The sequence below is a fragment of the Myxococcus sp. CA033 genome, from assembly GCF_013336625.1.
Classification (GTDB): Bacteria; Myxococcota; Myxococcia; order Myxococcales; family Myxococcaceae; genus Myxococcus; species Myxococcus llanfairpwllgwyngyllgogerychwyrndrobwllllantysiliogogogochensis.
This window is the reverse complement of sequence record NZ_JABUMU010000019.1, coordinates 141,880-167,986: the sequence shown is the minus strand read 5'-3', so window position 1 is coordinate 167,986 and position 26,107 is coordinate 141,880. Positions and strand designations below refer to the sequence as shown.

General features: G+C 68.2%; 21 protein-coding genes. 9 read left to right on the top strand and 12 right to left on the bottom strand.

Annotation, left to right across the window (positions count from 1 at the left end; translation table 11 throughout):
* Positions 1-40 precede the first annotated feature (40 nt).
* Positions 41-1,225 carry a phage capsid protein gene (locus tag HUA78_RS33200; protein WP_141642503.1) on the bottom strand — a complete coding sequence of 395 codons (1,185 nt, stop codon included), beginning with the start codon at positions 1,223-1,225 and terminating at the stop codon, positions 41-43.
* 64 nt (positions 1,226-1,289) lie between these two features.
* Positions 1,290-2,336 (bottom strand): serine hydrolase domain-containing protein, encoded by a 1,047-nt coding sequence (locus HUA78_RS33195; RefSeq protein ID WP_174477971.1) that lies wholly within the window; start codon positions 2,334-2,336, stop codon positions 1,290-1,292.
* Positions 2,337-2,445: 109 nt separating this feature from the next.
* On the opposite strand from HUA78_RS33195, the gene HUA78_RS33190 reads away from it, so the two are divergent.
* Entirely contained in the window at positions 2,446-3,060 is a 615-nt protein-coding gene (locus HUA78_RS33190) for a hypothetical protein (RefSeq protein WP_174477970.1), read from the top strand.
* A gap of 150 nt (positions 3,061-3,210) precedes the next feature.
* On the opposite strand, the gene HUA78_RS33185 is transcribed toward HUA78_RS33190, so the two are convergent.
* The gene (locus tag HUA78_RS33185; RefSeq protein ID WP_141642506.1) at positions 3,211-4,149 is read right to left on the bottom strand and encodes a LysR family transcriptional regulator; all 939 of its coding nucleotides are present in this window, start codon (positions 4,147-4,149) and stop codon (positions 3,211-3,213) included.
* 149 nt (positions 4,150-4,298) lie between these two features.
* On the opposite strand from HUA78_RS33185, the gene HUA78_RS33180 reads away from it, so the two are divergent.
* From HUA78_RS33180 to HUA78_RS33170, 3 genes are all read left to right on the top strand, one after another.
* A complete protein-coding gene (locus HUA78_RS33180; RefSeq protein ID WP_141642507.1) occupies positions 4,299-5,057 on the top strand; it encodes an SDR family NAD(P)-dependent oxidoreductase in 759 nt (252 codons plus the stop codon).
* A 138-nt stretch (positions 5,058-5,195) separates the two neighbouring features.
* Positions 5,196-6,722 carry a discoidin domain-containing protein gene (locus HUA78_RS33175; protein ID WP_174463985.1) on the top strand — a complete coding sequence of 509 codons (1,527 nt, stop codon included), beginning with the start codon at positions 5,196-5,198 and terminating at the stop codon, positions 6,720-6,722.
* 145 nt (positions 6,723-6,867) lie between these two features.
* Positions 6,868-8,358 carry a discoidin domain-containing protein gene (locus HUA78_RS33170; protein ID WP_254624025.1) on the top strand — a complete coding sequence of 497 codons (1,491 nt, stop codon included), beginning with the start codon at positions 6,868-6,870 and terminating at the stop codon, positions 8,356-8,358.
* A gap of 67 nt (positions 8,359-8,425) precedes the next feature.
* Here HUA78_RS33170 and HUA78_RS33165 read toward each other — a convergent pair whose 3' ends face one another.
* The 5 genes from HUA78_RS33165 to HUA78_RS33145 all read right to left on the bottom strand — a co-directional run bounded on the left by HUA78_RS33165 (position 8,426) and on the right by HUA78_RS33145 (position 17,764).
* Positions 8,426-10,075 carry a cell wall anchor protein gene (locus HUA78_RS33165; RefSeq protein WP_254624024.1) on the bottom strand — a complete coding sequence of 550 codons (1,650 nt, stop codon included), beginning with the start codon at positions 10,073-10,075 and terminating at the stop codon, positions 8,426-8,428.
* 194 nt (positions 10,076-10,269) lie between these two features.
* Entirely contained in the window at positions 10,270-11,952 is a 1,683-nt protein-coding gene (locus HUA78_RS33160) for a carbohydrate-binding protein (protein ID WP_174477968.1), read from the bottom strand.
* Positions 11,953-12,084: 132 nt separating this feature from the next.
* Positions 12,085-13,071 (bottom strand): methyltransferase, encoded by a 987-nt coding sequence (locus HUA78_RS33155; RefSeq protein WP_174477967.1) that lies wholly within the window; start codon positions 13,069-13,071, stop codon positions 12,085-12,087.
* A gap of 282 nt (positions 13,072-13,353) precedes the next feature.
* Positions 13,354-16,911, bottom strand: coding sequence for a PepSY domain-containing protein (locus tag HUA78_RS33150; protein WP_174477966.1), 3,558 nt, complete (start codon positions 16,909-16,911; stop codon positions 13,354-13,356).
* Between the two features lie 253 nt (positions 16,912-17,164).
* Positions 17,165-17,764 carry a TetR/AcrR family transcriptional regulator gene (locus tag HUA78_RS33145; protein WP_174463980.1) on the bottom strand — a complete coding sequence of 200 codons (600 nt, stop codon included), beginning with the start codon at positions 17,762-17,764 and terminating at the stop codon, positions 17,165-17,167.
* Between the two features lie 107 nt (positions 17,765-17,871).
* Here HUA78_RS33145 and HUA78_RS33140 point away from each other — a divergent pair, with 107 nt between their 5' ends.
* The 3 genes from HUA78_RS33140 to HUA78_RS33130 all read left to right on the top strand — a co-directional run bounded on the left by HUA78_RS33140 (position 17,872) and on the right by HUA78_RS33130 (position 20,783).
* Complete coding sequence (locus HUA78_RS33140; protein WP_174463979.1) at positions 17,872-19,233, top strand: S9 family peptidase; 1,362 nt, start codon at positions 17,872-17,874, stop codon at positions 19,231-19,233.
* A gap of 7 nt (positions 19,234-19,240) precedes the next feature.
* Complete coding sequence (locus HUA78_RS33135) at positions 19,241-20,335, top strand: BamA/TamA family outer membrane protein (RefSeq protein WP_174477965.1); 1,095 nt, start codon at positions 19,241-19,243, stop codon at positions 20,333-20,335.
* Positions 20,336-20,426: 91 nt separating this feature from the next.
* Positions 20,427-20,783 (top strand): hypothetical protein, encoded by a 357-nt coding sequence (locus tag HUA78_RS33130; RefSeq protein WP_174457760.1) that lies wholly within the window; start codon positions 20,427-20,429, stop codon positions 20,781-20,783.
* Here the strand turns inward: HUA78_RS33130 and cqsA are convergent, their stop codons facing one another.
* From cqsA to HUA78_RS33110, 4 genes are all read right to left on the bottom strand, one after another.
* The gene (gene cqsA / locus HUA78_RS33125; protein ID WP_174457761.1) at positions 20,784-22,037 is read right to left on the bottom strand and encodes an alpha-hydroxyketone-type quorum-sensing autoinducer synthase; all 1,254 of its coding nucleotides are present in this window, start codon (positions 22,035-22,037) and stop codon (positions 20,784-20,786) included. It abuts the gene before it with no gap.
* A gap of 141 nt (positions 22,038-22,178) precedes the next feature.
* Positions 22,179-22,745 (bottom strand): imm11 family protein, encoded by a 567-nt coding sequence (locus HUA78_RS33120; RefSeq protein WP_174457762.1) that lies wholly within the window; start codon positions 22,743-22,745, stop codon positions 22,179-22,181.
* A 16-nt stretch (positions 22,746-22,761) separates the two neighbouring features.
* Positions 22,762-24,117, bottom strand: coding sequence for an AHH domain-containing protein (locus HUA78_RS33115; protein ID WP_174457763.1), 1,356 nt, complete (start codon positions 24,115-24,117; stop codon positions 22,762-22,764).
* A 208-nt stretch (positions 24,118-24,325) separates the two neighbouring features.
* Complete coding sequence (locus HUA78_RS33110; RefSeq protein WP_174463974.1) at positions 24,326-24,757, bottom strand: DUF4345 domain-containing protein; 432 nt, start codon at positions 24,755-24,757, stop codon at positions 24,326-24,328.
* Between the two features lie 61 nt (positions 24,758-24,818).
* Between HUA78_RS33110 and HUA78_RS33105 the strand changes: the two genes are divergently transcribed.
* Both HUA78_RS33105 and HUA78_RS33100 read left to right on the top strand, forming a co-directional pair.
* Positions 24,819-25,421: a TetR/AcrR family transcriptional regulator gene (locus tag HUA78_RS33105; protein ID WP_141642521.1), complete on the top strand. Its 603-nt coding sequence runs from the start codon at positions 24,819-24,821 to the stop codon at positions 25,419-25,421.
* A gap of 140 nt (positions 25,422-25,561) precedes the next feature.
* On the top strand, positions 25,562-26,104 hold the full coding sequence (locus HUA78_RS33100; RefSeq protein ID WP_174477964.1) for a hypothetical protein: 543 nt from the start codon (positions 25,562-25,564) through the stop codon (positions 26,102-26,104).
* The last annotated feature ends 3 nt before the right edge of the window (positions 26,105-26,107 follow it).

The following is a 26,107-nucleotide window of genomic DNA, read 5'->3' as shown; positions in this document are numbered from 1 at the left end:
CCTCTCTTCCACGAGCAAGGGCTGGCCTCGGGCCTCGTGACTACGGCTGGAGCACTCGGTTTCCGCCGAGCGCGTCAATCACCGCGATGACGTCGTTGGGAGCGCGCTCGTAGAGACCCGGCGTGTAGTTGCGGGACGTCGCGGTCCACACGGGGCTCGGGGCCGACCACGTCTCGAAGTTGACCGTGGTGCTGACGTAGCCGACGTGGCAGTTGCGCTGGTCCACGGGGGCGCTCGACAGGTCGGGCGCTCCCACCTTGTCCTCGTCTGTGCAGAAGGCGACGCCGACGGGGCCATTGCCCACGCGGATGGCATACGGGACGTAGGCGTTGTAGCGACGCCCGGAGCCCGGGTCGACACGGGAGCGATAGACGGTGCGCCGCAGGGACTCGTCCCATGTCCTGCCGCCGTCCCACGACTGCACGGCGTTGATGACATTGGCGCGCGCGCCACCGGTGGCGAAGGCCTCCACGCCCTCCACGACGACCATCAACCGGTCTCCTCCGAGTTGCACGACGGTGGGCATGCCCTCGCGGTTCAGCGCTCCAGCGCGCTTGTCCCACGCCACGGCGACGACGCCATACGCGGTCCACGGCCCCGAGATTCCCGCGCGTCCCTGCATGGCAATCCACTGGTGGCCCGGATAGCCGCGCTGCGCGGCGAGCGGCTCGGAGTCGTAATAGACTTGCAGGTCTCCATTCGCGCGCTGGAAGAGGAAGGGCGCTCCGACGAAGCGGGTGACGGGGCCGATGACGGTGCTGTCGTAGACCCAGTGGTCTCCGTCGTTGTCGCTCCGGGTGATGGTGATGCGGTACTGGCCGCCGGCGTACTCGCGGAACGCACAGAAGATGGTGCGTGTCCCCGGAATGGCTCGCATCGTCACGTCGCCGAACTGCACCGCGGGGTTGTTCGCGACGGAGCCGTGGAGCGACCAACTCGCACCACCGTTGCCGCTCGTCCAGACGTCGACGCGCGTCCCCGCGCTCGCGCCGCCAATCAGCAGTCCATCCGAGCGGCGGGTGATGTTCCGGATGGGCGCGCCGCCGCTCGCCATCAGCGTCCGCCAACCGCCCGCGGGCAGTGCGTCCTCTCTTCGCTCCAGCGGCTCGGTTTCATCGCGAGGCGCTTCGGGTCCACACGCGGCGAGCGCCGCCACCAGGACGAGCACAGCCAGGGGACGCGAATCAGAACAGCGGCCAGTCCGCAGCACGGGAGCAGGTGTCATGCGCTCCAGCGTGCCCGTTCGTGTTTTATCTGCTCAAGCCCATAAAGCCGATTTTCCTGAAATGCTAAGTTGTCGTCTCCGCGAGGAGTCGGGAGAGGAGCGCGAAGCCAGGGGCCTCCAGGGGGACGCGACCTCGAAGCGCGGCGAGCAGGGACCAGCCGTGGTTCGAGAGCAGGACGACGCCCGCGTCCACGGAGGGCGCCAGGCCGATGAAGCCGACATACCCGCCCATCACCGACGAGCACCACGCCACGGTGTGGCCACGAAGCTGGGAGATGGACCAGCCGAGTCCCATGCGCACGGCGCCGCCTTCGGTGCGCGGAAGCAGAGACATCTTCAGGGGGCGTGAGAGGGACTCGTCGGCGCGGCCGAGGCTCGCGTCGAGGAAGCGCAGCAGGTCCGGCACGGTGGAGTGGAGCGCACCCGCACCCGGCAGTGCTGGGAAGGTCCAGGCGGGCACGGGCCGGCCGCGCGCGGTGTGGCCGGGGAGCAGGCGAGGCGCCAGTTCGTCCGTCACGCGTGCCGAGGTGTCGCTGAGCTTCAGGGGTGTGAAGAGCAGGTCGCGCAGCGCGTGCCCGTAGTTGAGTCCCGCGCGTCGGGAGAGCGCGTGGCCCAGGACGCCCATGCCGAGCAGGGACTCGGAGACGGGGCGTGGAGGGGGGAGTTGGGGGTGGTAGGTCCGGAGGAAGTCTCCGAAGAGGTTGGCGGAATAGTGGCCGAACGGGTCTTCGGGATTGCGAGGTGCCGCATCGAGATTGGGCGGCAGGTGGGGCATGCCAGAGGTGTGCGTGGCGAGCTGCTCCAGGGTGATTCGGCCCGCGTCCGCATCGGGGAGGAGCGAGCGGGGAATCACCTCGGCGAGCGGCATGTCGAGTCGTGCCTTGCCCTGCTCCATCAGGAGGCCCAGCAGGGCGCCGGTGAAGACCTGGGTGAGTCCGCCCAGGGAGAACAAGGCGTTGTCGGGAGGCGGTGTGCCCTTCCCTCGGAAGGCCTGGACGTGGTGCTCGCCGCGTGAGGTCAGGCCCGCGCACAGCGAAGCCGAGCGATAGCTCCGCGCGTAGCGACGGGTCTCATCCTGAAGCAGCGTGGCGAGGGACGGAGGGGAGCTCACGGAGATTGTCTACACCATGGCGGACGCGGGCTGTGCGGAGACGTGTCGCCAGTTCGTGGTTGCCTGGACGCGCTGCCCTCTCCATGGTCAGCACCCCAGGAGGAAGCAAATGCCGACCGGACTTGCAGCGGATGGGACGTATGGGGCCGGAGCCCGACACACCTTCGACATGACGGCCGAAGAGGCGTGGCGGAACTGGGCGGAGGCGAAAGGCCTGGGGCGATGGCTCTCACCCGCACGGGCCTCGTTCAAGGAGGGAGACCTGACCACCCTCAAGGACGGGACGGACGTCGTCGTGATTCGGGCGAGGCCTCCAACCCTGCTCCGCATCCGACTGAATCGCATCGACTGGCCACGACCGAGGACCGCGCAGCTCCGTGTCCTCCCCGCGGCACGCGGCCACACCGTCGCCCTGCATGCGGAAGGACTCCCCGACGCGACGACTCGCGCTGACTACATCCAGCGATGGACGAAGGCCCTGACCGGCGAAGCCTCGGCGACCACGACGAAGGTCGCGGCGAATTCCGCCTCCGCGAAGAAGACCTCCACGCGGAAGACGGCGGTGACGAAGAGCGCGGCGAAGAAGACCTCCACGAGGAAGACGGTGGCGAAGAAGAGCGCGGCGAAGAAGCCTTCCGCGCGAAAGCCAGCGGCGAAGAAGCCGTCCACGCGAAAGCCCGCGGCGAAGAAGTCCTCAACGCGGAAGACGCCAGCCAGGCGCTGACGCCTGACGTCCAGCCCGGCGATGACGCCTGAGGTCCAGCACGACGCCCTCCAGGAATCGCCTTGAGCTGATAGCGACAGGACAGAGCGCCCTACGCCTCGACGAAGCGCTCTGCCTCCCGTCGATAAAGGGCGCCGCACCGGTCCTTCTTCACCGCCGGGCCGCGAGCTCCGTGACCTCACGCCGAGGCCTGAACGGCGCGAACAGCTCCACCGCCCAGTCCACGAACGCGCGGAGCTTGGCGCTCACGTGCCGGTTCTGCGGATAGACGATGAAGAGAGGGAACGGCGGCCCCTGCCACTCACCCAGGATTTGAACCAGCGCCCCGCTGTCCAGATGAGGCCGGGCCACGAAGGCGGGAAGCTGCGTCACGCCCAGCCCCGCCAGCACCGCCGACAAGTGCGCGGTGCTCTCGTTGACGGCCACGCTGGAGCGCCCCATCACATCGATGCGCTCGCCTTCCCGTGGGATGAAGGACAACGGCACGAGCCGTCCCGTCCTCGTGGAGAAGTAGCTCACGATGTCGTGGCCCTCCTGGAGGTCCGAGGGATGCACGGGCTTGCCCTTGCGCTTCAGGTACTCGGGCGTGGCGCACGACAGGAACTCCAGCTCTCCGATGCGCCGCGCCACCAGCGACTGGTCCGGCAGCACACCTCCGCGAATCACGCAGTCCACGCCGTCGCCCACCAGGTCCACCGAGCGGTCACTCACCCCCAGCTCCAACTGGATGTCCGGGTACTTCGCCCGGAACGCCGGCAGCGCGGGGATGAGCAGGAAGTTGGACACCGAGGACCCCGCGTCCACCCGCAGCCGTCCCCGAGGACGCGTCCGCGCGTTCGACACGTCCGCTTCGATGTCCTCCAGGTCCGCCAGGAGCCTCGCCGTGCGCTCGTAGTACGCCGCGCCCTCGGGCGTCACCGTCACGCGGCGGGTGGTGCGCTGGAGCAGCTTGACTTGAAGGTGCTCCTCCAGCCCCTGGACCAGCTTCGTCACCGAGGGCTTGGGCATCTTCAACGTGTCCGCGGCCCGGGTGAAGGTGCCGGCCTCGACCACGCGGGCGAACACCCGCATCGCGGTGAGCTGATCCATGGAGTCGTCCTCGAAGCGGCCCGAAGGGAAGTCCCGGGCTCCGGCGATTATTACTCGAATGGAAACAGTCCTGTCCCAGGCCCGGCGTTTCTCCCGCGAGGCGAGGCCCCTACCCTTGCCTCATCGAAACCCCACACCGGAGACACGCCATGACGAAGACACGCAAGAACCTCGAAGGCAGGGTGGCCCTCATCACCGGTGGCTCGCGCGGCCTGGGCGCGGCCATCGCCCGGGCCCTGGCGGATGAAGGCGCGGACGTCGCCATCAGCTACGCCTCCTCCGAGACAAAGGCCCAGGCGCTCGTCGAGGAGCTGAAGACACGGGGAGTCCGCGCCGCAGCGTTGAAGGCCGACCAGGCCTCACCCCAGCAGGTGGAGGCCCTGGTCAACGAGGTCGCGCGGCGCTTCGGCCGCCTCGACGTGCTCGTCAACAACGCGGGCATCTTCCACACCGCCGTCGTCGGAGACCCCGCCAGCGACCTCGAGGCGCTCGAGCACCAGTTCTCCGTCAACGTCCACGGGGTCGTCGCCGCCGTCCGCTCCGCCGTGCCCCTGCTGCGCGAAGGCGGGCGCATCATCTCCATCGGCTCCGGCATCGCCAGCCACACGCCCTTCGCGGGGCTCGGAGACTACGCCGCCACCAAGGCCGCCATCGCCGCGTACACCCGAGGCTGGGCTCGCGACCTGGGCCCCCGAGGCATCACCGTCAATCTCATCCAGCCCGGCCCCATCGACACCGACATGAATCCCGCCACCGGCGCCAGCGCCCCGGTGCAGCGCGCCGGCACCGCGCTCGGACGCTACGGCCAGCCCGAGGAGATCGCCGCCGCCGTCGCATTCCTCGCCAGCCCGCAGGCCTCTTTCGTCACCGGCGCTACCCTCGACGTGGACGGCGGCTTCAACGCCTGAGCTCCAGGCTTATGCCCCGTGGGTACATTTGCAACAAAGTGGCACATCAATCTCTTGCAAAAACAAGGCATTGGAGATTCCCCTTAACACCGCGTTCAACCAACCCAATCATGTGAGTCCTTTCCCGAAAGGCCTCCCATGACCTGGAAACCCCGACGTCTCCTCGCCGCGGTCCTGTCCCTGCTCGCCCTGCCCGCATGGGCGCAGTCGGCGAATGTCGCGCAAGGAAAGGCCTCTTCGGCGTCCTCGGTGCATGCCAATGGAGCCCCCTTGCTGTATGGGCATGCCAAGGCGTTCAACGGCATCCTCAACACCGAGGACCGGTGGGCCTCCGCCACGCCGCCCGCGGCGTCGACCCCGGAGTGGCTGGAGGTGGACCTCCAGGCGGTGCATCGCATCGACGGGCTCAGGCTGCACTCCGGCCGAGACACCACGGTGGGACTGCAGATGCTCGACTTCGACGTCCAGCATCGGTTCGCCGCCACGGACAGCTTCCAGCCCATTGCCGGCGCCTCCGTCACCAACAACACGCTGCCCACCTGGACGTTCCAACTCGCCCAACCCGTGGAGACGCGCTACGTGCGCCTCCTGTGCAAGCGCGCATCAGGCGACGGCCTGTGCCGGGTGCGGGAACTGGAGGTGCTGGGTGTCCGCCTCGCCAACCAGCCGCCCACCGCCTTCGCGGGCCACGACACGGCCGTCGTCCTGCCAGTCAGCACGGTGCAACTCCCGGGAACGGCCACTGATGGCGATGGCACCATCGCCAGTTACCTCTGGCAGCAGGTCTTCGGCCCCACGCCGGCCACGCTGACGGGAGCAACAACGTCGACTGTGAGCGCCAGCGGGCTGACGAGCGGGACGTACATCTTCCGCTTCACCGCCACCGACAACGGCGGCTCCACCTCATCCGACACCGTGAGCGTCACGGTGCATCCGAGCACCGCGCCGGTGGACCCGCGCGCGGGCAAGCTTCACGTCTGGTCTCGCGGCGGCATCTACGACACCGCCGTCTTCCTCCCCATCGAGTACGGCGCGCTTCCAGCGAAGAAGTATCCCCTGGTCCTCTCGCTGCACGGCCGGGGCGGCACCACTCTCACCGCGAACCACACCCAGGTGCTCGGCAACCCGGAGGGATTCATCCGGCAGCTCATCCCCGGCAAGCCCGTCGTCAACACCTACCCCGCCGTCGTCATCGCGCCCAATGGGCCCAACATCGGGGGGGCCCATGACACCTGGTGGGACTCGGCCCGCACCCACACCCTGGTGCTGCAGGCCATCAGTCTCTACAACATCGACCCGGACCGCGTGACGATGACGGGCCTCTCCTTCGGCGGCGGGGGTGTGAATGAGCAGATGCTCTCGTACCGGAGCACCTACGCCGGCGGCATGCCGGTGGCCTACACCACGCCCCTGGCCAACCCGGTCTGCATCCTCGAGGACTTCCCCCTCTGGGCGGCGGGCAACGTGGGCGATGGGACGTTCAACGCCTGGAAGTGGACCAACCCCACCGACGGCCTGCTGACCCAGGTCCGGCAGTGCCCCGGCTACACCGGCGAATTCCAGGTCACCGTGATGCCGGGAACCACGCACAGCGGCTGGGATGAATTCTGGAGCCGCTCCGACGCGCAGAACTGGCTCGTGAGCCAGGTGCGCCAGACGCCCTGAGCTTCACGACGGGGCGGAAGCGGGTGGAGGTGCCTTCCGGCATCACGCCTGCTTCTGCCCTCGCATCACATCTGTTCCCCCACCCCCGAAAGGCGTCCGCATGCCCTGGCACCCCCGGAGTCTCGCCACAGCGCTGTGTGTCCTCTTGCTTCCCCTGTCCCCCGCCGCCCTCGCGCAGTCCACCAACGTGGCGCTCGGCAAGCCGGCCTCCGCGTCGTCCGTACATCCCATCGGTTATCCCGACACCTTCGGGCACGCCAAGGCGTTCAACGGCGTCTTCAACAGCCCGGATGACCGCTGGTGCTCGGGCGTCAATCCGCTGCCCTCGAATCCGGAGTGGTTGGAGGTGGACCTCCAGGCGCTGCACCGCGTGGACAGCCTCACCCTCTACTTCGGCAAGGACGACACGTTTGGCCGGATGGTGGACTTCGACATCCTCTACCGGGCGAGCAACACCGCCGACTACCAGTTGGTGCCAGGAGGCTCCATCACCGGCAACACCCTGCCGGGCCGGACCTTCACCTTCACCCAGCCCCTGGACGCGCGTTATCTGCGAGTGCAGTGCAAGCTGGGAGCGGACGACAACTACTGCCGCGTGCGCGAGTTCCTGGTCTTCGGCGCCCTGCAGGGCAACCAGCCTCCGTCCGCCTTCGCGGGCAATGACGTCTCCATCACCCTGCCCGTCAGCACCGCGCAGCTCCAGGGCTCGGCCAGCGACTCGGACGGCACCGTCACCGGTTACGCCTGGACGCAGGTCTCCGGCCCGACGACGGCCACGCTGTCATCACCCACCGCGCAGTCCCCGAGCGCCAGTGGCCTCTCGCAAGGAGCCTATGTGTTCAGGCTCACCGCCACGGACAACGGCGGAGCCACGGGCTCGGACACGGTGAGCGTCACGGTGCAGCCGGCGACCCCCTCCGCGGACCCTCGCGCGGGCAAGCTCCACGTCTGGTCTCGGGGCAACAGCTACGACTCGGCCGTCTTCCTGCCCAAGGACTACGGCACCGTGCCCGGCAAGAAGTACCCGCTCGTGCTCTCCCTGCACGGCCGGGGCGGCACCACGTTGGACGAGAACCACACGCAGGTGGGGAGCAACCCGGAGGGCTTCATCCGACAGCTCATCCCAGGCAAGGCGTTGGTCGACACCTTCCCAGGCATCGTCGTCGCGCCCAACGGACCGAAGATCAAAGAGGCCATCGACACCTGGTGGCACGCCCCCGGCGTCCACGCACTGGTGCTGGAGGCCATCACCCTCTACGGCGCCGACCCGGAGCGCGTGACGATGACGGGCCTGTCGTCCGGCGCCGCGGGCGTGAATGACCAGATTGCCACGTACCGGAGCACGTATGCCGGCGCCATGCCTCAGGCGTACTTTCCGCCGTTCACGTCGCCCATCTGCTTGATGGAGGCCTTCCCCATCTGGGCCGCGGGCAACGAGGACGACGGCACGTTCGGCGCGTGGAACTGGACCAACCCCTGGGATGGCGTCCAGCCGCGCGTCCGCGCCTGCCCGGGCTACACGGGAGAGTTCCAGGTCACCGTGAATCCGACGGGTGGACACAGTGGCTGGGACATCTTCTGGAGCCGCTCCGACGCGCAGAACTGGCTCGTGAGCCAGGTGCGCAGGGCCCCCTGACCTCGTCGACTGCCGCCCCGAGTGTCCCCGGACGAAGCACGCTCCGGGGACACCTGGGTTCAACCCGCTACTGACGCAGGACGCGCTTGAGCTTGAAGGGCGAGGGGCTCTCGCTCATCGTGTAATAGCTCGCGCCGCTCGGGTCGTACTCGATGGCCTCGCCCTGCCCTTCCACGGTGTCCGTGAGGGTGACGGGCGCCGCCGCGAAGGCCGTCTCGAAGGCCGCTCCCGGCGCCGCGCGGAACTCATACACGGTCTTGTACGTGCGCAGGATGAAGCGGTTGGAGCACGGGTGGATGGCCGCGGACGTGGTGTAGGACCAGTTCGGCTGGTCCGGAACCACGGGCAGCTGGAGGTTGGACACGAAGATGAGCGTGGACTGCACACCCGGCGCCGGCAACGGATTGGGCATCTTGTACACCTTGCTCAACCCCGAGCCGGACTTGGTGATGATGTAGATGTCCGCGGTGACGGGGTGGACCATGATGGCCTCGGCGTCCTTGCCGCCATCCGGGTACACGAAGGGGAACTGCTGCGCCGTCAAATCCCCGCTCGTCTGGCCCGCGCCGATGTTCGGCTCGGGGATGCGGTAGACGTAGAACGTGTTCGGAGGGATGGGCAGGCTCGCGCTCGAGCGGCCAATGTCTCCCATGTAGATGCAGAAGCCCGTGGGGCACGGCCCGGTGGCCACGTCTTCCCAGTCCTGCGGCGTCACGCCCGCCACCTTGAAGGAGCCCAGCGTGGCCGCGGTGGTGGTGCTGATGGCGACGATGTCGTTGACGTCCTCGTTGTGGACGTAGATGGCGCCCGGGGTGACGCGGCTGGCGGCCAGGCCCGACGGCTCGACGATGAGCGGCGCGGACACGTTGCCCATCAGCGTCCACGTCGTGGCGAAGGTGTCACCCACGGTGCACGTGGGCGCGTCCGCGGCCCGGAGCGCGACGACCTGCGCGATGTTGGTGTTGGGCAGCGTCGACACGCCGTTGAACGCGGGCTGCACGCCCGCCGCCCCCAGCTCCTTCCACGCCATGTCGAAGAGGATGCCCCGGTCCGAGGACTGCAGGCACGCCTCGAAGGCCTCGGTGAACCCCGTGGGAGGCGTCAACGGGTCAACGGGGCACGTGGCGCCCGCCCACAGCTGCGAGCCGAACCACACCGCCAGCCCGTTCGCCGAGGTCGTGGTGATGGCCGGGCTGTCCATGGTCGCCAGGTTGCCGTTCTTCTGGCCGCTCTGCGCGTCGATGGGGTTGGTGGGGTTCGCGCCGGAGAACGCGGAGATGCTGCCGGCGACGTAGTAGGCGGCGTCGAAGGTGAACGCGTAGCTCGCCGGCTCCGAAGCCCCGGCGACCTTGTAGAAGACCCACGCCTTTATCTGCGACGCGCTCTGGTCCGAGCGAAGGAATGTCCAGCCCGCGGGCGCCGTCGCCACCGCCGCCACGTTGTTGCGGTTGCTGAGGCGCACCAGCAGCACGTCACCCGCGACGGTTCCCGCCGGCTTGGTGAGCGTCAGCGAGGTGACAGTCTTGCCCCAGGCCGTCGTGCTCGCCCGGTGGCTCACCGAGGACACCGCCTGCCGCGCGGCCCCCACCGACGCCGGAGCCTCCTCCGAACTGCTCGGCGCGGACTCGGACTCCAGCGGCCCGCAGGCCCCCAACGTCAGCACTGAGACTGATACAAACCACCGTGAAACACCCTGACTGAAGACCTTCAATGTCATTCCAATCTCCCGAAGAGCAGCTCGGCGATGCCGCCTCGCTATCGAGCCCCGCTATCTCAGGAAATGGGAAAAGATGGGAGAGACACGTTGAGAAAAACAGAAGTCTCAACAGCACATGTCAGCCATTGCTGAAAACTTCCACGGCAACCATCCGAGCGGAGGTATCTGATTCCGCCCGGATGGTTCGTTTCACCCTACGGCGCGACGTCCAGGAGGCCCACGCCACGCTGGGCCCACTCGGTGCCGGGCGCGGTGCGCAGGTCATCCACGGGCACGGGCAGGTGCTCCCACTGCGCGGAGTTGGCCGGCGGGGGCTTGTTGGTGTTCTGGACACGCGCCCGGTACAGCTGCCCGTCATGCATCACCAGCGCGCCCGCCGCGTACGTCATCTCGGGTGAGCCGGGCGCCAGGGTGGCCTTGTCCGTCCAGCGCTCCAACTGGCGCGTCGTGGTGCCAGCCGGAAGGCCCGTGTCGACGAACGTCAGCGCGGTGACGGCCCCATTCACGTTGCCGGTGGCCGTCACCGAGCCCACCGTCCCGCTGCCACCCGTCAGGCCGGAGATGAACCGGCGGCTGCCCTCCCAGCGGTTCTCCTTCAGGGTGATGGGGGCGGTAATCGTCCCCGCCTTGCTGAGCACGACGCCCGGGTCCGTGGCGGTCGGGTAGACGCCCTGGTAGCCGAACTCGAGCCCCCGGAAGGCATTGCGCTCCCAGTTGAACCGGGCCCCCGCGCCGACCGTGCCGCCGAACCAGATGCCCAGCGACAGCGTGTCCGCGAAGTAGTTGTCGGTGAACTCGACGTTGAGCGGCACGTCTCCAGTCTCCGGCTGCGCGAAGAAGTTGAGCAGCGCGCCGGCGCCGCCCACGAAGACGTTGTGGTGGAAGCGGATGGTGCCGCCGCGCACCTGGGCCTGGGAGTTGTTGTCCTGGTAGTTCGCGAAGGCCGCGCGCCAGTCGATGGCGCCGTAGGCGAACACGTTGTGGTGGACCTCCGTGCCGTCGCCCAGGTTCTGAATCTGGAGGGACTCCGTCCCGGTGCGCACCAGCCGGTTGTTGTAGACCTTCAGGTTGGAGCCCAGCGGCGTGGGCGCGCCCTGCGTGGAGCCGAAGTAGATGGCCTCGCTGGCGGTGTCGTGGATGTAGAGGTCGTGCAGTTTGATGTCGTTGAGCGGCGACACCGTGCCGTCGCTGTTCTTCTCGCGGAGGATGCGCAGGCCCGCGAAGCCCGCGCGGGTGATTTCCAGATACTCCAGCTCGAAGCTGTGCGCCCCACCGATGCCCAGCCCCATGTGGCCGTCGCCCAGGAAGATGTCGTCGCTGAGGATGCCGTAGCGCTCCCGCGACGTCGCATATGCGCCACAGCGGTGCCCCGGAAAGTCCGCGTGGCCCGTGCCCGAGTCCGCGTCATAGCGGCCGGTGAGCACCCAGTTCGAGCCGCCACTCATGGCCCAGATGTAGCCCTGCGAGGACCCTGGATTGGGGCGGATGACCACCTGGCCCCCCGTGTTGGTGATGACCAGCGGGCGGCTCGCCTGACGGTGGGGCAGGTTGCCCAGGTTGATGAGCGTGTAGTTCCCCGCGGGGATGTAGAGCCGGTCCAGCGTGCTCCAGTTCGTGGACGGGAAGCGGGCCTGCACATCCGGGATGTACATCTCTCCGTTCGCGGAAGGCCCGGGCAGCGTGAGCGTGGTGCCGGGCGCACCGAAGCGGCCAAAGGGCTCGCACGCACCGGCGACGCCACCATCCCCCTGCGTGGAGCCACCATCCGTCGGTCCCGCGTCCGCCTGGAGGTCGGGCCCCTCATCCCCGGGTGAGTCGCCCGAGCACGCCGAGGTGAGGCAGACCATCAGACACAGGACGCAGAGGCTCCGAATCATGGTGCGGCTCCCGAGGGGAAGGAGCCGCCAAGCCTAGCCCGATTCCGCGAGCGGTCCGCGCACCCCGCACGCGGACCTCCCGCCCCACTCTTGTTACCCAGTAACATCTTCAACGAAATAGCGGGTTTAGGTTCAGGCCACCTTGCCCACCAGGATGGAGTAGGGGCTGTGGGTGGGGATGATGCGGTCCAGCTTGAAGCCCCCCTCGGCGAACAGGGCATCGTATTGGACCTGCGTGCGCTCGCGCCCGCCGGCCAGCGACAGCATGACCAGGTCCATCACCATGGCCGGGTGCAGCTCCGGGCCCTCGGGCAACATCATCTCCATCACCAGCACCTCCGCGTGGGGCGGAGCCACCTGGCGAATCTGGCGGAGGATGGAGATGGCCTGCGGGTCCGCCCAGTCGTGGATGATGTTGCTCAGGATGTAGGCGTCGGCGCGGGGCAGCGGCCCCACGAAGAAGTCTCCCGCCTGCGTCTTCATGCGGGGGTGCGGCTGGGAGTTCTGCACCACGTCCGGCAGGTCGAACAACGTGCCCTGGGAGCGAGGCGTGGCGTCGAGCACCGCCGCCAGGATGTGGCCCCGGCCGCCGGCGATGTCCGCGATGTGCTCGTAGCGGTGGAACTCCATCGCCTGGAGCACCGCCGCGATGGCCATGTGCGACTTGCCCGTCATCGCCGCGTCGAAGACACGGGCGTCCTCCGGGTGGGCCCGCAGGTAGGGCCAGAGCCCGCCCGGCGTCACGGCCTCGCAGGCCGTCTGGCCCGTCCGCGAGGACACGCCCAACGCTCCAGCCGAGCGCCAGTTGATGTCGTCTCCGAACATCAGCACCAGGGACTTCAACGAGTGGGAGTGACTGGCCTTCAGGTGCTCGGAGTACTCGGTGTGGACCCAGCCCCCCCCGCGCCGCTCGAACACTCCGTGCGCCGCCAACAGCCGCATCATCCGGTGGAGCGAGTCGGCGTGCGCCCCCGTCGCCCGCGCCAGCTCCTCGCTGGTCATCGGTGTATTGCCCAGGACATCCGCGACTCCCAGCTGCGCGATGAGATGCAGACACCGTGGGGCGAAATATCCAGTGCTGAGATTGAAGATGAACGCCGGGGCTGGAAGCTGTTGCATGCGCGCTCCTGGTCAGCAGGGCTTGAATTGCCTGCAAAGTGAAATTCTAGCTGGACCCTGGAACGAAGCAGACACCCCCGCATACCGCCTTGCCTTCAATTGAACACAGCTGCTGTAGCCATACAGTCCAAAGCCTGACGTGACGCACCTGGCCGTGGCGCGACGAAGGACGGTGGAACTCTCGCCCTGGAGGGCATGACCCTGGAGGGCTGGGTGGGGAATGACAACACCGCCAGCCCTGGCGCGCGGGGCGTCAGGGCTGGCGGCCTTGGACGGGAGGGATTAGCGCGTGGCGCGCGTGCGTCCCTGGGTGGCCTTGGGGCTGGCCGGGCCGGATGCGACGGCCGCCGCCACGCCGAAGACGACGTCGTCATTGTCGTCGTAGAGGCCGAAGGTGCAGCTCGACGCCGGGCTGGAGGCCTCCACGAATTGCGCCCGGAGGGCGTGCTGGCCCACGGTGCTGCCCACCGTGAAGGTGTGGCTGAACGTCCGCGCGCCGCTGCCCGTGCACGTCAGGCCGGCGACGAGCTGCGTCCACAAGGGGAAGCCCGACACCGGGGCGGTGTACAGGTTCAGCCGGTCCGTGGCGTCGTAGCACCACACCGTCACGTCCACCTTGACCTGCTTGCCCGGGGTGATGGGTCCACCGTCCACGCTCTTGAGCACGACGCGGTCGATGCTCTCGTCGAAGTGGTAGAAGCCGAAGGGGCCGTCCGGGCAACCGTCGAGCGTGTTGGGCGTGTTGGGCTCGGCCGCCAGGAACTGGCTGCCCCGGCTGTTGACGAGCGTGCCGGTGTCACACCCGCAGCCCGTCCCGCATGCGGGCGTGCCGAGCGAGGCGTCATACGTGGCCAGCGCCGGAGAGGTGCAGGTGCCACCACCCGCCTGGGTGGTGAAGCTGAAGCCGGTGCTGTAGTTGCCAGCGCCACAGGCATCCACCGCGCGGGCCCGCCAGAAGTACTGCGTGTTGGCGGTGAGCGCGGGCGTGACGCTCCAGGTGCTGCTGGTGAGCGCCGTGGCCGAACGCACCACGTTGGAGAAGCCCGCGTCAGACGCCACCTGCACCTCGTACGCGGTGGCGCCCGTGACATCGCTCCAGTCGAGCGCCGGGGCCAGCGCGACGTTGGCCGCCCCGTTGGCCGGGGTGGACAGCGTAGGCGCCGCCGCCGGCTGACACGTGGTGTCCGCAGTGGTGAAGCGGAAGGCCGTGCTGTACGCGCTGGTGCCGCAGCCGCTCACCGCGCGAACGCGCCAGAAGTACGGCGTGTTGGCCGTCAGCGCGGGGGTCACCGTCCACGTGCTGCTGGTGAGCGAGGTGGCGGAGCGCACCACGGTGCCGAACCCAGCGTCCGTGGCCACCTGCACCTCGTACGTGGTGGCGCCCGACACGTCCGCCCAGTCGAGCACGGGGGCCAGCGCGACGTTCGCCGCGCCATCCGCCGGCGTGGAGAGCGTGGCGGTGCCCGGCGGCGTGCAGGGGCCTCCGGCCGTCGCGCAGACACACGCGGCGGCGGGGCCGTAGCAGGCGGTGGAGCTGGCGGGGACGACGGAGTAGCAGTACTGCCGCCCGTTGGCGACCTCGGCATCCGTGTACGTGGTGCCGGAGACGGTGGCGACGCGCACCTTGCCGAAGTCACAGCCGGCGTAGCCGTCCGTCTTCATCACCCAGTACTCGCTCGCGCTGGGCACCGAGTTCCAGCTCAGCGCCACCTGGCCGTCGCTGGGGCTCGCCGTCGCGGTGGGCGCCGTCTTCGGGCCCGTCGCGCAGCCGCCGTTGGTGGGGGCGGGCGTGGAGCAGGCGATGCCGTGACGGTTGAAGGCCGCGTGGATGGCCGTCATGTGCGGCGTGCCGTCGTTCAGGTTGCCGTTGTCGTCATCCGCCGCCAGCCACTGCATGTAGCCATGGCTCGCGCCGCAGCCGTCGGACGTGCCCGCCGTGCAGTTGCAGGCGTGCCACGAGCCCACGTTGCCGCTGCCCTGGTAGAAAATCTTGTTGCCGATGATGAAGGCGGTGTTGGAGTCGTAGTTGAACGGCGCGGCCTGCAAATCGCGAGCGACCAGGTCCCACGCGGCCTGACGCACCGGCGCCGCGGCGCAGTGCACCTGCCGACCGCAGGGCCCCGTCCCGGAGGAGCAGCGCGAGCACACGAAGTTCTGCGGCGTGGCAGGCGTCTGGTTGACGTGCGCCAGGTAGTCCGCGTCGCGCACACCCGAGCAGCGCGCGTTGCACCACGTCCCGCCCGCCTGCGCCTCGTTCTGGTTGTAGCCCGTGCCGTCCGGCGTCTTGCCGCAGCCCAGGTCCGTGGTGGCGAAGAAGCCGTAGCCCACGCACGAGGCCTGCAGCCGGTAGATGGACGCGATGTCCGCGTACGCCTCGCTGGAGTTGGAGAGCGCGCCGCCGGAGTCGAAGTCGTCCATGCCGTGGCCCCACTCGTGGTCGAACACGGCGGCGATTTCACCCGTGTTCCGGCAGCCTCCGCCGCTGCGGTAGAAGTTGACCGTGGAGCCGTTCCAGAAGGCGTTGCACGTGCTGTTGATGTTGACGTTCGCGGTGAGCTGCCCCTGCAGCCATGTGTTGCCCGGCAGCCAGCCGCGCCCCAGCTCCGCGATGCGGTTCAGCTCGTAGAAGGCCGAGCGCGAAGCCGGCGTGTTGCCCGCGCCGCCGCCGCCCGTGGCGCAGTCATGCTGGCCGTTGGTGCCACCCAGCTGGATGTTGCCGGTGGCCGAGGTGGTGCTCGGCGAGCCGCAGGTGTCGCTGACGCGCACGTATTTGCCGGCCAGCGTCGTGGTGACGCTGCCGGAGCTGTAGTTGAGGACGCCGGCGCTGTCCGTGAAGTTGTTGGGCGCGGCAAGGCCCGTGTTCGCCCAGGGCATCGGCGAGTCGACCTGCATCGTCCCGCACGTCGTGTTGGACGGGCAGATTTCCGTGTTGCTCAGCGGGTAGATGCCGCCCTTGATGGTGGCATCCAGGTAGTGGTTGTCATCCTCCAGGGCGAGCACCTCGCCGGAGTGTGCGTCCACCGTCACCTTCCAGCGCTCCGTCTCCCCGGGGTTCTGGAAGCCATACGTCCAGACGAGCTGGTGGCGGTAGCCCTCGCCAAAGCCCGCGTCCGCGCGAGCCAGCGGGGCCATCTCCAGCGTGGGCGCCTGCCACAGCGTGCCCGGCGTCTCCAGGAGGCCGAAGCGCTCACCGCCCGCCGTCAGCGCCTGCTCGGGGCTCAGCGTGGGCCGCGTGGACGCGGTGACGTTGCTCCACGCCTCGGTGCCCAACAGGACGAGGTTGCCGTGGTTGATGGTGGCCACCAGCTGGCCGTGACGCACGGGGATGCCATCCACCTGCTGCGGCACCCGCACGTGCCAGAGCACGTCGGTGACTCGCGTGACTTTCGGCTCGTCCAACTGCAACAGGTCCACGCCCAGCGCGGCCTGGTTGTCGTTGAGGAACTTGAAGAGGATGTCCGCGACGACGGCGGCATCCACCTCCCCCGTGGAGCGGCCGAGCTGCTGCTGGAGCGTGGACAGGCTCACCGTGTTGCCCACGCCCTTGCCGGGGATGAGCGGAATGGCGCCCTGGATGGCGGTGGGCGAGCCCGTCAGCGGGTCCAGGTACACGTGGAAGTCCCGCCCGTTGCGCGCGAAGAAGTCCTCCCAGACGCCCGGCCCCGCGCCCTTCAACTTCGAGCGGGCGTCCTCCAGGGAGATGTTGGAGATCGGCAGGTAGAGCTCCGGCTTGAAAAACGCCTGGCTCGCCAATGAGCTGGGTTGTGCGGGCTGGAGTGCCCACGCCAACGCGCTGCTACACAGCACGAGACAGGCTAGCCACTTCGACACGAGACGCATGCGGTCCTCCCGCGAGTCACGAATGACAGACACTCCCCCCTGGGAGCACCCGCTCAGTCGAGCCCGTGCGTTGTGACGAGGAAATCGCTACTTTCGAGAAGTGTCGGACCAGCCAGAACATCAATTGCCACGCGGAGCTAGACAGCCCACGGCTGAACAGTCACCAGGACTTCCAGTCTGACGTATCTAGGTGGGCGCGAAATCATCCATTGCACTGGAGTTGACGCTCCGCGCCGCGTTTGACGCGCTCCGCTCAGGCCGGGAAGAGCAGACGTGAGGACTGTTTCACCCACGCGCGCCGCGTCTCCAGCGTGCGGAAGTCCAGGAGGATGAGCTGGTCGAACACGCGCGGCATCATCGACATCAGCGACACCGAGGACCAGATTTGCGTGAGCGCCAGCCGGCGCCGCTCCTCCGTCAGGTGAGAGGTGTCCGGCGCGAGCTTGCCCGACAGCGCCTCCAGGAACGCGTTGAGCTCCCGGATGGCCGCGCCGTCGTAGCGCTGATGCACGAGCGCGTCGTGGAGGTGCGCGTGGGCGATTCGCGGGTAGCGCCCCACGTTGCCGATGACGTCCTCCAACAGCGTCTCGAAGGCCTCGCGGATTGCCAGCCCCTCGGCGCGCAGCCGGTCGAAGTCCACCAGCACGTGGCCGAAGGCCTGCTCCAGCGTCGCCTCCAGCGCCTGGGCAATCAGCTTCTCCTTGCTGCGGAAGTAGTAGCTGATGGCCGCGCTGTTCACCTGCGCCTCACGCGCGATTTCCCGGATGCCCGTGGCGTCCAGACCGTCCCGCTCCAGGCAGACGATGGTCGCCCGGAGGATGCGCTCCCGGGCGTCCTGCTCCTTGGTTCCCATGTGCGCCAAACCCTTGAAACAACGGGACATTGAGCCCCGCGCTTGACGCCGGAGCCCGATTCAATCTATCGATTCAATCAACTGATTGATTCCGGAGATTGAATCCCATGAACAACCCAGGACGCGACAGTAGCGCAGGCGGACTCTCCCGACGAGGCGTGCTGGTGGGGACGGGGTTGTTCGTGGGCGGGGCCGCCGTCACCACGGGCTCTCGCCGGCTGATGGAGCCCGAGTCCACGGACGTCGTCGGCCTGAATCCCCGGAGCGACGCCTGGTACGACCTGCGCTTGTCGGGGGACGGGCTGATGGACAATCAGCTGCTCTGGTTCCTGGGGCATGCGACGCACGGACAGGCGGACGTGTCGGATGTGATGGAGACGGCCAAGCGGATGCGGCCCGGGGACGAGCGCAGTTGGTTCGAGGCGTGGCTCCAGACGGCGACGCGGGTGCATGGGCTCGCCACCACCGCGGAGTCCAAGGGTCACCGGCTGAGCGCGGGACAGGCGTATGCGCGGGCGGCGAACTACTACCGCGCGGCGACGATGCACTACACGGACACGGCGGACCCGAGGCTGCTCGAAGTCACGCGGACCTCGGCGGCCACGTTCGAGAAGTCCAACGCGTTGCTCGACTTCGACATCCAGCCGCTCGAGATTCCCTACGAGGGCACGAGCCTTCCGGCGTACTTCGTCCGCTCGCCTCACGCGAAGCCCAGCGCGCCTGTTCTGCTGCTGCACCAGGGCCTGCATGCGTGGCCGGAGGAGACGAAGTGGGTCTGGGAGGGGGCGCGAAAGCGGGGCTACCATGTGCTGATGTTCCATGGGCCGGGGCAAGGGCGCGCGCTGCGCGAGAAGGGCCTGAGCTTCCGGCCGGACTGGGAGAAGGCGGTGAGCCCCGTGGTGGACGCGGCCGAGCGCATCAGCGGCGTGGACCCGCGCCGCATCCTCCTGATGGGTTTGTCGTTTGGTGGAGCGCTGGCGCCCCGGGCGGCGGCGTTCGAGCCTCGGCTGGCCCTGTGTATCGCGAACCCCGGAGTGCTGAGCTGGTGGGAGTCGCATGCCGCGCACTTCAATCGCTTCCTGCCCGGGTCGCTGGCGTTATTGAAGTCGCACCCGGAGGCGTTCGACGAGGCGATTCTCGGGCTCGCTTCACGCTGGCCCACGGCGAGCTACTGGTTGAAGGACGTCTTCTGGAAGCATGGGGCGAAGACTCCATCGGAGCTGTTCCGCAAGCTGGAGGAGTTCACCAACGAGGCCATCGTCGAGCGCATCCGCTGCCCGGTGCTCATCATGGAGGGCGAGGCGGAGGACGTGTCGCCGGGGCAGTCGCGCAAGCTGTACGACGCGCTTCGCGGACCCAAGCACCTGATGAACTTCACCCAGGCCGACGCCGCGCCCCTGCACTGTCAGGCGGCCTCCACCGCAATCGCGGAAGAGCGGATGTTCGACTGGCTCGACGAGAACGTGTGAGCGTCCCATGACACCGTTCTCACTCGTGACAGTGCTCGGCGTCCTGCTCGCCTCCACGCCCGAGGTCGTACCGGAGACTCCGCCCCAGGCGCCCCTGGATGGGCGCGGGAAGTTCAGCGTCGTCCCCTTCGTCCTGCCCGCGTATCAACCGGAGACGAGCTTCCTGCTCGGGGGCGCGGGCTCGCTCGTGTACCAACCTCCGGAGGGCAGTGGCCGCAGGGAGTCCCAGGTGCTCCTGGCCGCGGCGGCGAGCGTGCGGGGACAGTTCACCGTGCTGCTCCAACCGGATGTGTACTTCCTGGAGGACCGGCTCAACCTGACGGCGACGCTCAGCGCCGCGCGCTTTCCGGACCGGTTCTACGGCATGGGGGCGAACACACGAGTCGCCGACGAGGAGGACTTCACGCCCGTCTTCTTCGAGCTGGAGCTGAGTCCGAAGTGGCGAATCGCGCCCCGGCTGTATGTCGGGCCCACGCTGCGCGCGCAGCACGTGCGAATCACGAAGCGGGCCGAGGACGGCGCGGTCCGGAACATGCCGGGCGCCGAGGGCGGAGACACGCTCCAGTTGGGGCTCACTGCGCTGTATGACTCGCGGGACAACACGCTGAATCCCACCACGGGCTTCCTGGGACGGCTGAACCTGCGCCGGGCGAGCGGGTCGTGGGGTTCGGATTACACGTTCGGACTCTTGCGCCTGGATGCCCGGCGCTATGTGTCACTGCCGTGGGGACAGCGGCACGTGCTCGCGTTTCAAGGACTGGTGGAGCTGAGAGACGGCGAGCCGCCCTTCTATGACACGGGGAGGCTGGGCGGCATGGAGCTGAGCCGGGGTTATCTGGAGGGGCGGTTCCGCGAGCGCCAGCATCTGGGGGCGCAGGTGGAATACCGGGCGCCCCTGTTCTGGCGACTGGGAGGCGTGGCCTTCGCTTCGGCGGCGACAGTGGCGCGGAGCCTGAAGGACCTGGACACGGGAGACATCAAGCCCGCGGGCGGCGTGGGATTGCGCTTCGCTCCGCTCTCGGATGTCCCGGTGAACATCCGGCTCGATGTGGCCTATGGCTCGGAGCCGAGCTTCTATCTGAACATCGGCGAGGCGTTCTGAGCGTCGTTCGTCCCCTGCTCCCTTGCTTGCGCGGCGACGCGTCGGAACCTATGAGTGCGGGTATCACGCAGGTTCACGACGCCGTCCTCCCATGACGCTGAACGAAGCACAGCAGAGCATCTGTCATCGAGCAGGGGCCGAGTTCTCGCCCATCCCAGCCGGCACGCGAGTGGCCATCGCACGAAACCTGCGGTCCGGGGCCATGCCGATATACGGCGTGCGGTACAGCACCCAGCCGGGCGGTGTCGGCTGGTTCTTCTGGGCGGGAGAAGGGGAGCTCAGTACCGATGTGGACTACTTCCAGGCGCTGCACGTCGAGCACCTGGAGGAGTGGTGTCCTCTGGTGTTGCCCTACCTTGCCCTTCCACCTGGGTGGCGCTTCCTGACCGATGGCGAGGTTGATGACGTGTGGTTTGACCAGGCCGTCCTGGACCGACCCATTCCCTGACTACGCTGGGAGTGCCGCTGACGAGACGTCCGCGTGGCGCCGGGTGGAGGCCCAACTCGACAGGCCCACTTCGTCCCGGATTTCCCGGCACGCGTCGACGACGTGGTCGAGGTCGTCCTGGCTCAGCTCGCTGTGAACGGAGAGGCGCACGAGCGAGTGCTTCACGGGCGTGGCCGGGTCGCAGAACACCGAGCCGAAGATGCCCCGCGCTTCCAGCGCGTCCTTGAGGCGCAGTGTTCGAGCCTCCAGACCGGATTGCAGGGCGAGAATCTGCGCCGTGCCACCGTCCAGGTCGTAGCCCAGTTCTTCCAGACGCGCGCGCAGGGACGCGGCATTCAGGTGCAGCCGCTGACGACGTGCGTCCGCGTCGCGGATGAGGTCCAGCGCCGCCAGCAACGCCGCGATGTCGTGTGGCAGTACGGCGGAGCTGAAGACGGCGGGGCCCGAGGTCATCTCGAAGTAGCGCTCGAAGCCGCGCATGCAGGCGACGAAGCCAGCACGTCCGACGAAGGCCTTTGACAGGCTCGCGGTCCGGAAGTGGACGTGCTCCAGCAGCCCCTGCCCCACCACCATCCCCGCGCCACGGGGCCCGTGCGTGCCCAAGGAGTGGGATTCATCCACCAGCAACACGCAGCCGTGCCGTGAGGCGAGCTCCGCCACGTCCGCGAGCGGGCAGACGGAACCGTTCGTGCTGTAGACCGAGTCCACCGCGATGACACCGGGGCCCAAGCGCGTGATGCGCCGTCGCAGGTCATCGACGTCGTTGTGACGAAAGGGCACGGCGGTGGCGCCAGCGCTCCGGATTCCTCTCCAGAGAGACACGTGCGCCATCCGGTCGATGTAGACAGGCACCTGCTCGTCCGCCAGACACTCCAGCAGGCCCACATTCGCACAGTAACCGGACTGGCACAGGATGCCTGACTCCGCGCGAAGCAACGCGGCGAGCCGCTGCTCCAAGGTGTGCCGAGGGTGCTCCCCACGCTGGAACACACCCGACATCATCGCGCCCAGCCCTTCCCGGGACACGGCCTCCATCGCCGCCTGGGCGAGCCGGGGGTGTTTCGAGAGGGAGAGATAGTCATTGCCGTTGAGCAGGATGGCTCCTGGCCCGGGGGACAGACCGTCGAGGATGTGTCGCGGTGACTCCCAGCGCTGAATCCGCTTCTCGAAGTCGTGGAGCTTGCGCTGCAAGAAGCCAGGAACTGGAGGGCTGACGCCTTCCGTCGCCTTCGCCTCGGGTGCATGGTCTGTCATGGCACCGGAGAGAGGTTCGACTCTGGCGATGTGACGCAGACAGCCCGAGGACACTCACTTCCGCGAACGCGCGCGGAGCGAGGAGTGGAGCACTCGCTGGGATGTTCCGCCCCTGTCCGCTGCCAGCCGAGGGGGGCGCCCTTAAACTTCCGTGAACGACACTCCGGTGGCTCCGCCGCGCTCCAGTGCCTCCTTGATGGTGTCGGAAACGATGAGCGCAACGGTCCATCCCCAGGTACGAAACACATGGGCGTCATCGACTTTCGCGATGTTGATTCGCAGCCCATCCACGTCGCGATACTCCCCGGTCTTCTCAGGTCGTCCATCTTCCGGGAGCCAGAGCTCCACCTCCCGCGATGCCTTGTCGTCGATGCACTGTATCGTCTGGGTTGCGACCAGGATGCAGTACTGGTCGGGCTGCCCCTCTATCTCCACCGGGAAGACCTGGACAGCCGATGGGGCCAGCTCCAGGAAGACAGAAGCGACCCGGATGTGAACCACGGGGATGGCAAGGCCCGTCAAGGTGAAGTCGAGCGCCTTCCCAGCGCGCGCCACGGGGAGTTGCAGACGGCCCGGCGCGGGAATGGGTGTCCCATTCGTGAAGCGCCAGGGGTCCACTTCCTGCCCGCTCGAATCGGTGGGACTCCGGAGATGCCAGCGCCCTGGCACGGCAACGTCGTCGGTCAACCGGAAGTATCTCTTGAGCATCGTGATGAACCTTGCGTCATTCTCGCCGAGTCACCAGCGCGTTCAAGCGAGTACCTGGTGTGCCGATCTGCCGTGCCAGCCTCTTGAGCTCCTCGGTCAGGGCATCGCGGCATCGCAGCATCGTTCCGCACCCCCGCATCGCACCCTGGAGCCGGTCAAGAATCCGTTGGTGGTATTCCTCGGGATGAGGGCCCTTGTGCCCAGCGACCCGCACGATGTTGGCGGGGTCGTTCAGCGACATCCCCGCCTGGTCGAAGACTTCTTGAAACTTGGGCGACCAGGGCCCGTCGTTGTAGGTCGCCTCCCACCACTTGTCCGTGGCGATGTGGTGGTCGTGCCCCTTCGCATCCACCGGGCCCACGACCGCTCCACCCAGCCCCTGCGCCGTCGCGGACACCGCGTCGGCGGCAACCGCCAGGGTGACGACCTCGCCCACCACCGCCACGGCCCGCACTTCCCCCACGGCCGACAGGACGACTCCCGCCTGGGATGCAGCCTGCACGGACGCTTGCGCCGAGCCGGGCAGCATCGGCACCTTCCCCGCGAAGCCCGCCGCTGTGTTCCCGATGGCCACCGTCGCGAGCAACGCGAAGGCTCGCGCCGCATCCCGGCCCATCACCTTGCCGTACCGCTCGCCAACCACCCGCAGCTCATCGAACGTCCGAGCCCGGTCCGCCTCCTCCATCAACCGCGTGAAGCCCGTCGTCAGGCTCCAGAACGTGTCCACGCCCAGGTAGGCAATGAGCGTCGCCGTCATCACCGCCGCCAGCCCCTTGCTCACTGGCTCCGGCACCGTCCAGAGAATCAGGTACATCGTCCCCGTCCACATCGCCGCCGCCACCATCGCGCTCGGGTCGGCCATGTCCTGGAACGCCTCCAACATCTCTTCGAGCACCGCCCCATGCGCGAGCGCCATGGCCAGCGCGTAGCGGCCATCCCCTTCCAGCCGCGTGCCATCCACCAACGCCTGGAGACAGTCGCCACGCCTCCCTGTCCGCTCGCACCACTCCAGATAGGCGCGCGTCATGGCCCGCTCCGTCTCGGTGGCCTCCACCTCCAGGTGCGCACCCGACTCCAGCGGCGTCACGCGACGGGTGCGCGCATCGAATCGGTACTCACCTCCTCGCGCACCCATCTCGAAAAGGCGGCGCGCCGCCTCCTGGGCCTTCACGGGAAGACGAACTCCTCGCCCCTCAAGACCCATGGCCCGCATGAACTCGTCTTCGTCCAACGCGACAGGCGCGGAGTCAGCGGCGCGTGGAGTGAATGCGATGACCTCGCCGCTCCCCGTCTCCAAGCGCACACCACGCGTCGTGGCACACCCCGTCAGCAGCGACACGAGCAACAACACGACAGCGCAAGGCAGCCTCATCTGACACGCTCCCCGCAGAGGCCCCGGGCTCCGGACACAAACAAGTACACGGGGGCAACGGCGATGAAGCGTAGCACTCAAGGCGGACAACGGAGTCCACCCCACCCCTTGGGCGACAACGACCCGCTGCGCGCGCGGTGCAAACCATTGCACCCGCCAAGAGCATCCGATTCGCGACGGCAGGCTCCCTCCAGGGCGCCTGTCCTTCCTAGACGCTCGGAACCGCTTCCGGAGGCGTCAGGGGGCGCGGGTTCGCGCGCTCGCGTCCCAGCAGCAGCGCCGCGCAAAGAGTGCCAATCAACAGCTCGGCGGCCATCGCCGCCACCAGCTCGGGCGCGGGCGCGCCATCCAACACCAGGCTTAGGACTCGCGACACGCCATAGGACAAGTAGAGCGTCGTCGACACCACCAGCGAGGTGAAGGTCATTCGAGGCCAGAGGGCCCCGGCCATGATCAACAGTCCGCAGGCCAGCAACGCCCCGCCCGGAGCACGCACCTCGCTCAGCAAGCTGACCTGGCCGCCAAGGTCGATGCCACTCCAGCCATGGAAGACCTTGGGGATGAACAACAGGGGCGTGCCAATCAGACTCCCACTGACGCCCGCGACCAGGAGCACCGTCTTCGTCACTCTGTTCCGCATCGCCGTCCTCGCTTGACACCGTGTCAATTGACTCGACAGTGATTATTCGCGACTTTACATCATGTCAAGTGAATCACCCGAGACGCGGACCCGCATCCTCGCGGCCGCGCTGCACCTGTTGGAGACCGGCCAGGGCCAGGCGGTCCGGATGAGTGACATCGCTCGGAAGGCCGGGCTCAGCCGGCAGGCCGTCTATCTGCATTTCGGCACGCGGGCGGCCCTGCTGATCGCCACCACGCTCTATCTGGACGAACTCAAGGACGTGCGGGCGCGCCTTGTCCCCAGCCGCACCGCCCGAAGCGGCGTCGAGCGCCTGGACGCCTATGTCGGAGCCTGGGCCGACTACATCCCGGAGATTCGCGGCGTGGCCAAGGCGCTGATGGCCATGAGCGACACCGACGAAGAGGCCGCCGCGGCGTGGCGCAAGCGCATGGAGGACATGCGCGAAGGCTGCGCCGCCGCCGTCGCCGCGCTCCGCGCCGATGGCACCCTCTCACCCGACTTCACACCGGGCGAGGCCACCGACCTGCTCTGGACGCTGCTGTCGGTACGGAACTGGGAGCACCTCACCCTCGAGCGCGGCTACGCACAGCCACGCTACAAGGACCTGCTGCTGCGCACCGCGCGGCGCCTCCTGGTCCGCGCCCCACGCTCCGCCACCTGAGCCGCGGCCAGGGCCGCACGCACCACGACCCGCTGCTCACCCGCGCCACCCGCTGCGCGCTGTGCAATCCATTGCACGCCTCCCTCCCACGGTCCGCAGGCGGGGAGCGCGAGGTACACCGGTTGCAATCCCGCGAGTCCATGTCCACGCGCCTCTCCCTTCTCGTCCTGGTGTTTCTCGGGGCCCCCTTGTCCGCGCGGGCCGATCCCTACCTCCCCAACAACGAGCGCTGGTTCACCATTGGCCCGCTGCTCAGCGCGACACCGCTTTCGAGCAAGCCCAAGCTGGGCCTGGGCGTGGAGACCACCTTCAACGTCCTGGACGGAATCACCGCCCTGGGCGTCTTCGGCCAGGCCCAGTGGATGACGGAGGGCCACGCCAGCCTCGGCGCGGGCATCCAGGGCACCCTGGTCTTCGGTGGCGTCGAGCTCGGGGTGATGCACGAGACGGGCACCCGCGAGCACCTGCCCACCACCGGCCTGCACATCGCGCCCTTCGTGACGTTCGTCTTCGGCTCGGTGGGCGTGCGCTTCGGCATCCCCCTCTCCGAGCCAGGCGCCGCCGGCCCCGGCCTGCCCGGACGCACCCGGCACGGCCGTGAGGTGGGACTCGTCCTGACAGCCAAGATTCCGGCGAAGTGGACCTCGAAGGGCACCCTGGAGCCCATGTTCCCCTGGGACTAGGCC

Coding starts and splice junctions, on each gene's coding strand:
- HUA78_RS33200 (WP_141642503.1), bottom strand. CDS start 1,225: ATGACACCTGCTCCCGTGCTGCGGACTGGCCGCTGTTCTGATTCGCGT.
- HUA78_RS33190 (WP_174477970.1), top strand. CDS start 2,446: ATGCCGACCGGACTTGCAGCGGATGGGACGTATGGGGCCGGAGCCCGA.
- HUA78_RS33185 (WP_141642506.1), bottom strand. CDS start 4,149: ATGGATCAGCTCACCGCGATGCGGGTGTTCGCCCGCGTGGTCGAGGCC.
- HUA78_RS33180 (WP_141642507.1), top strand. CDS start 4,299: ATGACGAAGACACGCAAGAACCTCGAAGGCAGGGTGGCCCTCATCACC.
- HUA78_RS33175 (WP_174463985.1), top strand. CDS start 5,196: ATGACCTGGAAACCCCGACGTCTCCTCGCCGCGGTCCTGTCCCTGCTC.
- HUA78_RS33165 (WP_254624024.1), bottom strand. CDS start 10,075: ATGACATTGAAGGTCTTCAGTCAGGGTGTTTCACGGTGGTTTGTATCA.
- HUA78_RS33160 (WP_174477968.1), bottom strand. CDS start 11,952: ATGATTCGGAGCCTCTGCGTCCTGTGTCTGATGGTCTGCCTCACCTCG.
- HUA78_RS33155 (WP_174477967.1), bottom strand. CDS start 13,071: ATGCAACAGCTTCCAGCCCCGGCGTTCATCTTCAATCTCAGCACTGGA.
- HUA78_RS33150 (WP_174477966.1), bottom strand. CDS start 16,911: ATGCGTCTCGTGTCGAAGTGGCTAGCCTGTCTCGTGCTGTGTAGCAGC.
- HUA78_RS33145 (WP_174463980.1), bottom strand. CDS start 17,764: ATGGGAACCAAGGAGCAGGACGCCCGGGAGCGCATCCTCCGGGCGACC.
- HUA78_RS33140 (WP_174463979.1), top strand. CDS start 17,872: ATGAACAACCCAGGACGCGACAGTAGCGCAGGCGGACTCTCCCGACGA.
- HUA78_RS33135 (WP_174477965.1), top strand. CDS start 19,241: ATGACACCGTTCTCACTCGTGACAGTGCTCGGCGTCCTGCTCGCCTCC.
- HUA78_RS33130 (WP_174457760.1), top strand. CDS start 20,427: ATGACGCTGAACGAAGCACAGCAGAGCATCTGTCATCGAGCAGGGGCC.
- cqsA (WP_174457761.1), bottom strand. CDS start 22,037: ATGACAGACCATGCACCCGAGGCGAAGGCGACGGAAGGCGTCAGCCCT.
- HUA78_RS33120 (WP_174457762.1), bottom strand. CDS start 22,745: ATGCTCAAGAGATACTTCCGGTTGACCGACGACGTTGCCGTGCCAGGG.
- HUA78_RS33115 (WP_174457763.1), bottom strand. CDS start 24,117: ATGAGGCTGCCTTGCGCTGTCGTGTTGTTGCTCGTGTCGCTGCTGACG.
- HUA78_RS33110 (WP_174463974.1), bottom strand. CDS start 24,757: ATGCGGAACAGAGTGACGAAGACGGTGCTCCTGGTCGCGGGCGTCAGT.
- HUA78_RS33105 (WP_141642521.1), top strand. CDS start 24,819: ATGTCAAGTGAATCACCCGAGACGCGGACCCGCATCCTCGCGGCCGCG.
- HUA78_RS33100 (WP_174477964.1), top strand. CDS start 25,562: ATGTCCACGCGCCTCTCCCTTCTCGTCCTGGTGTTTCTCGGGGCCCCC.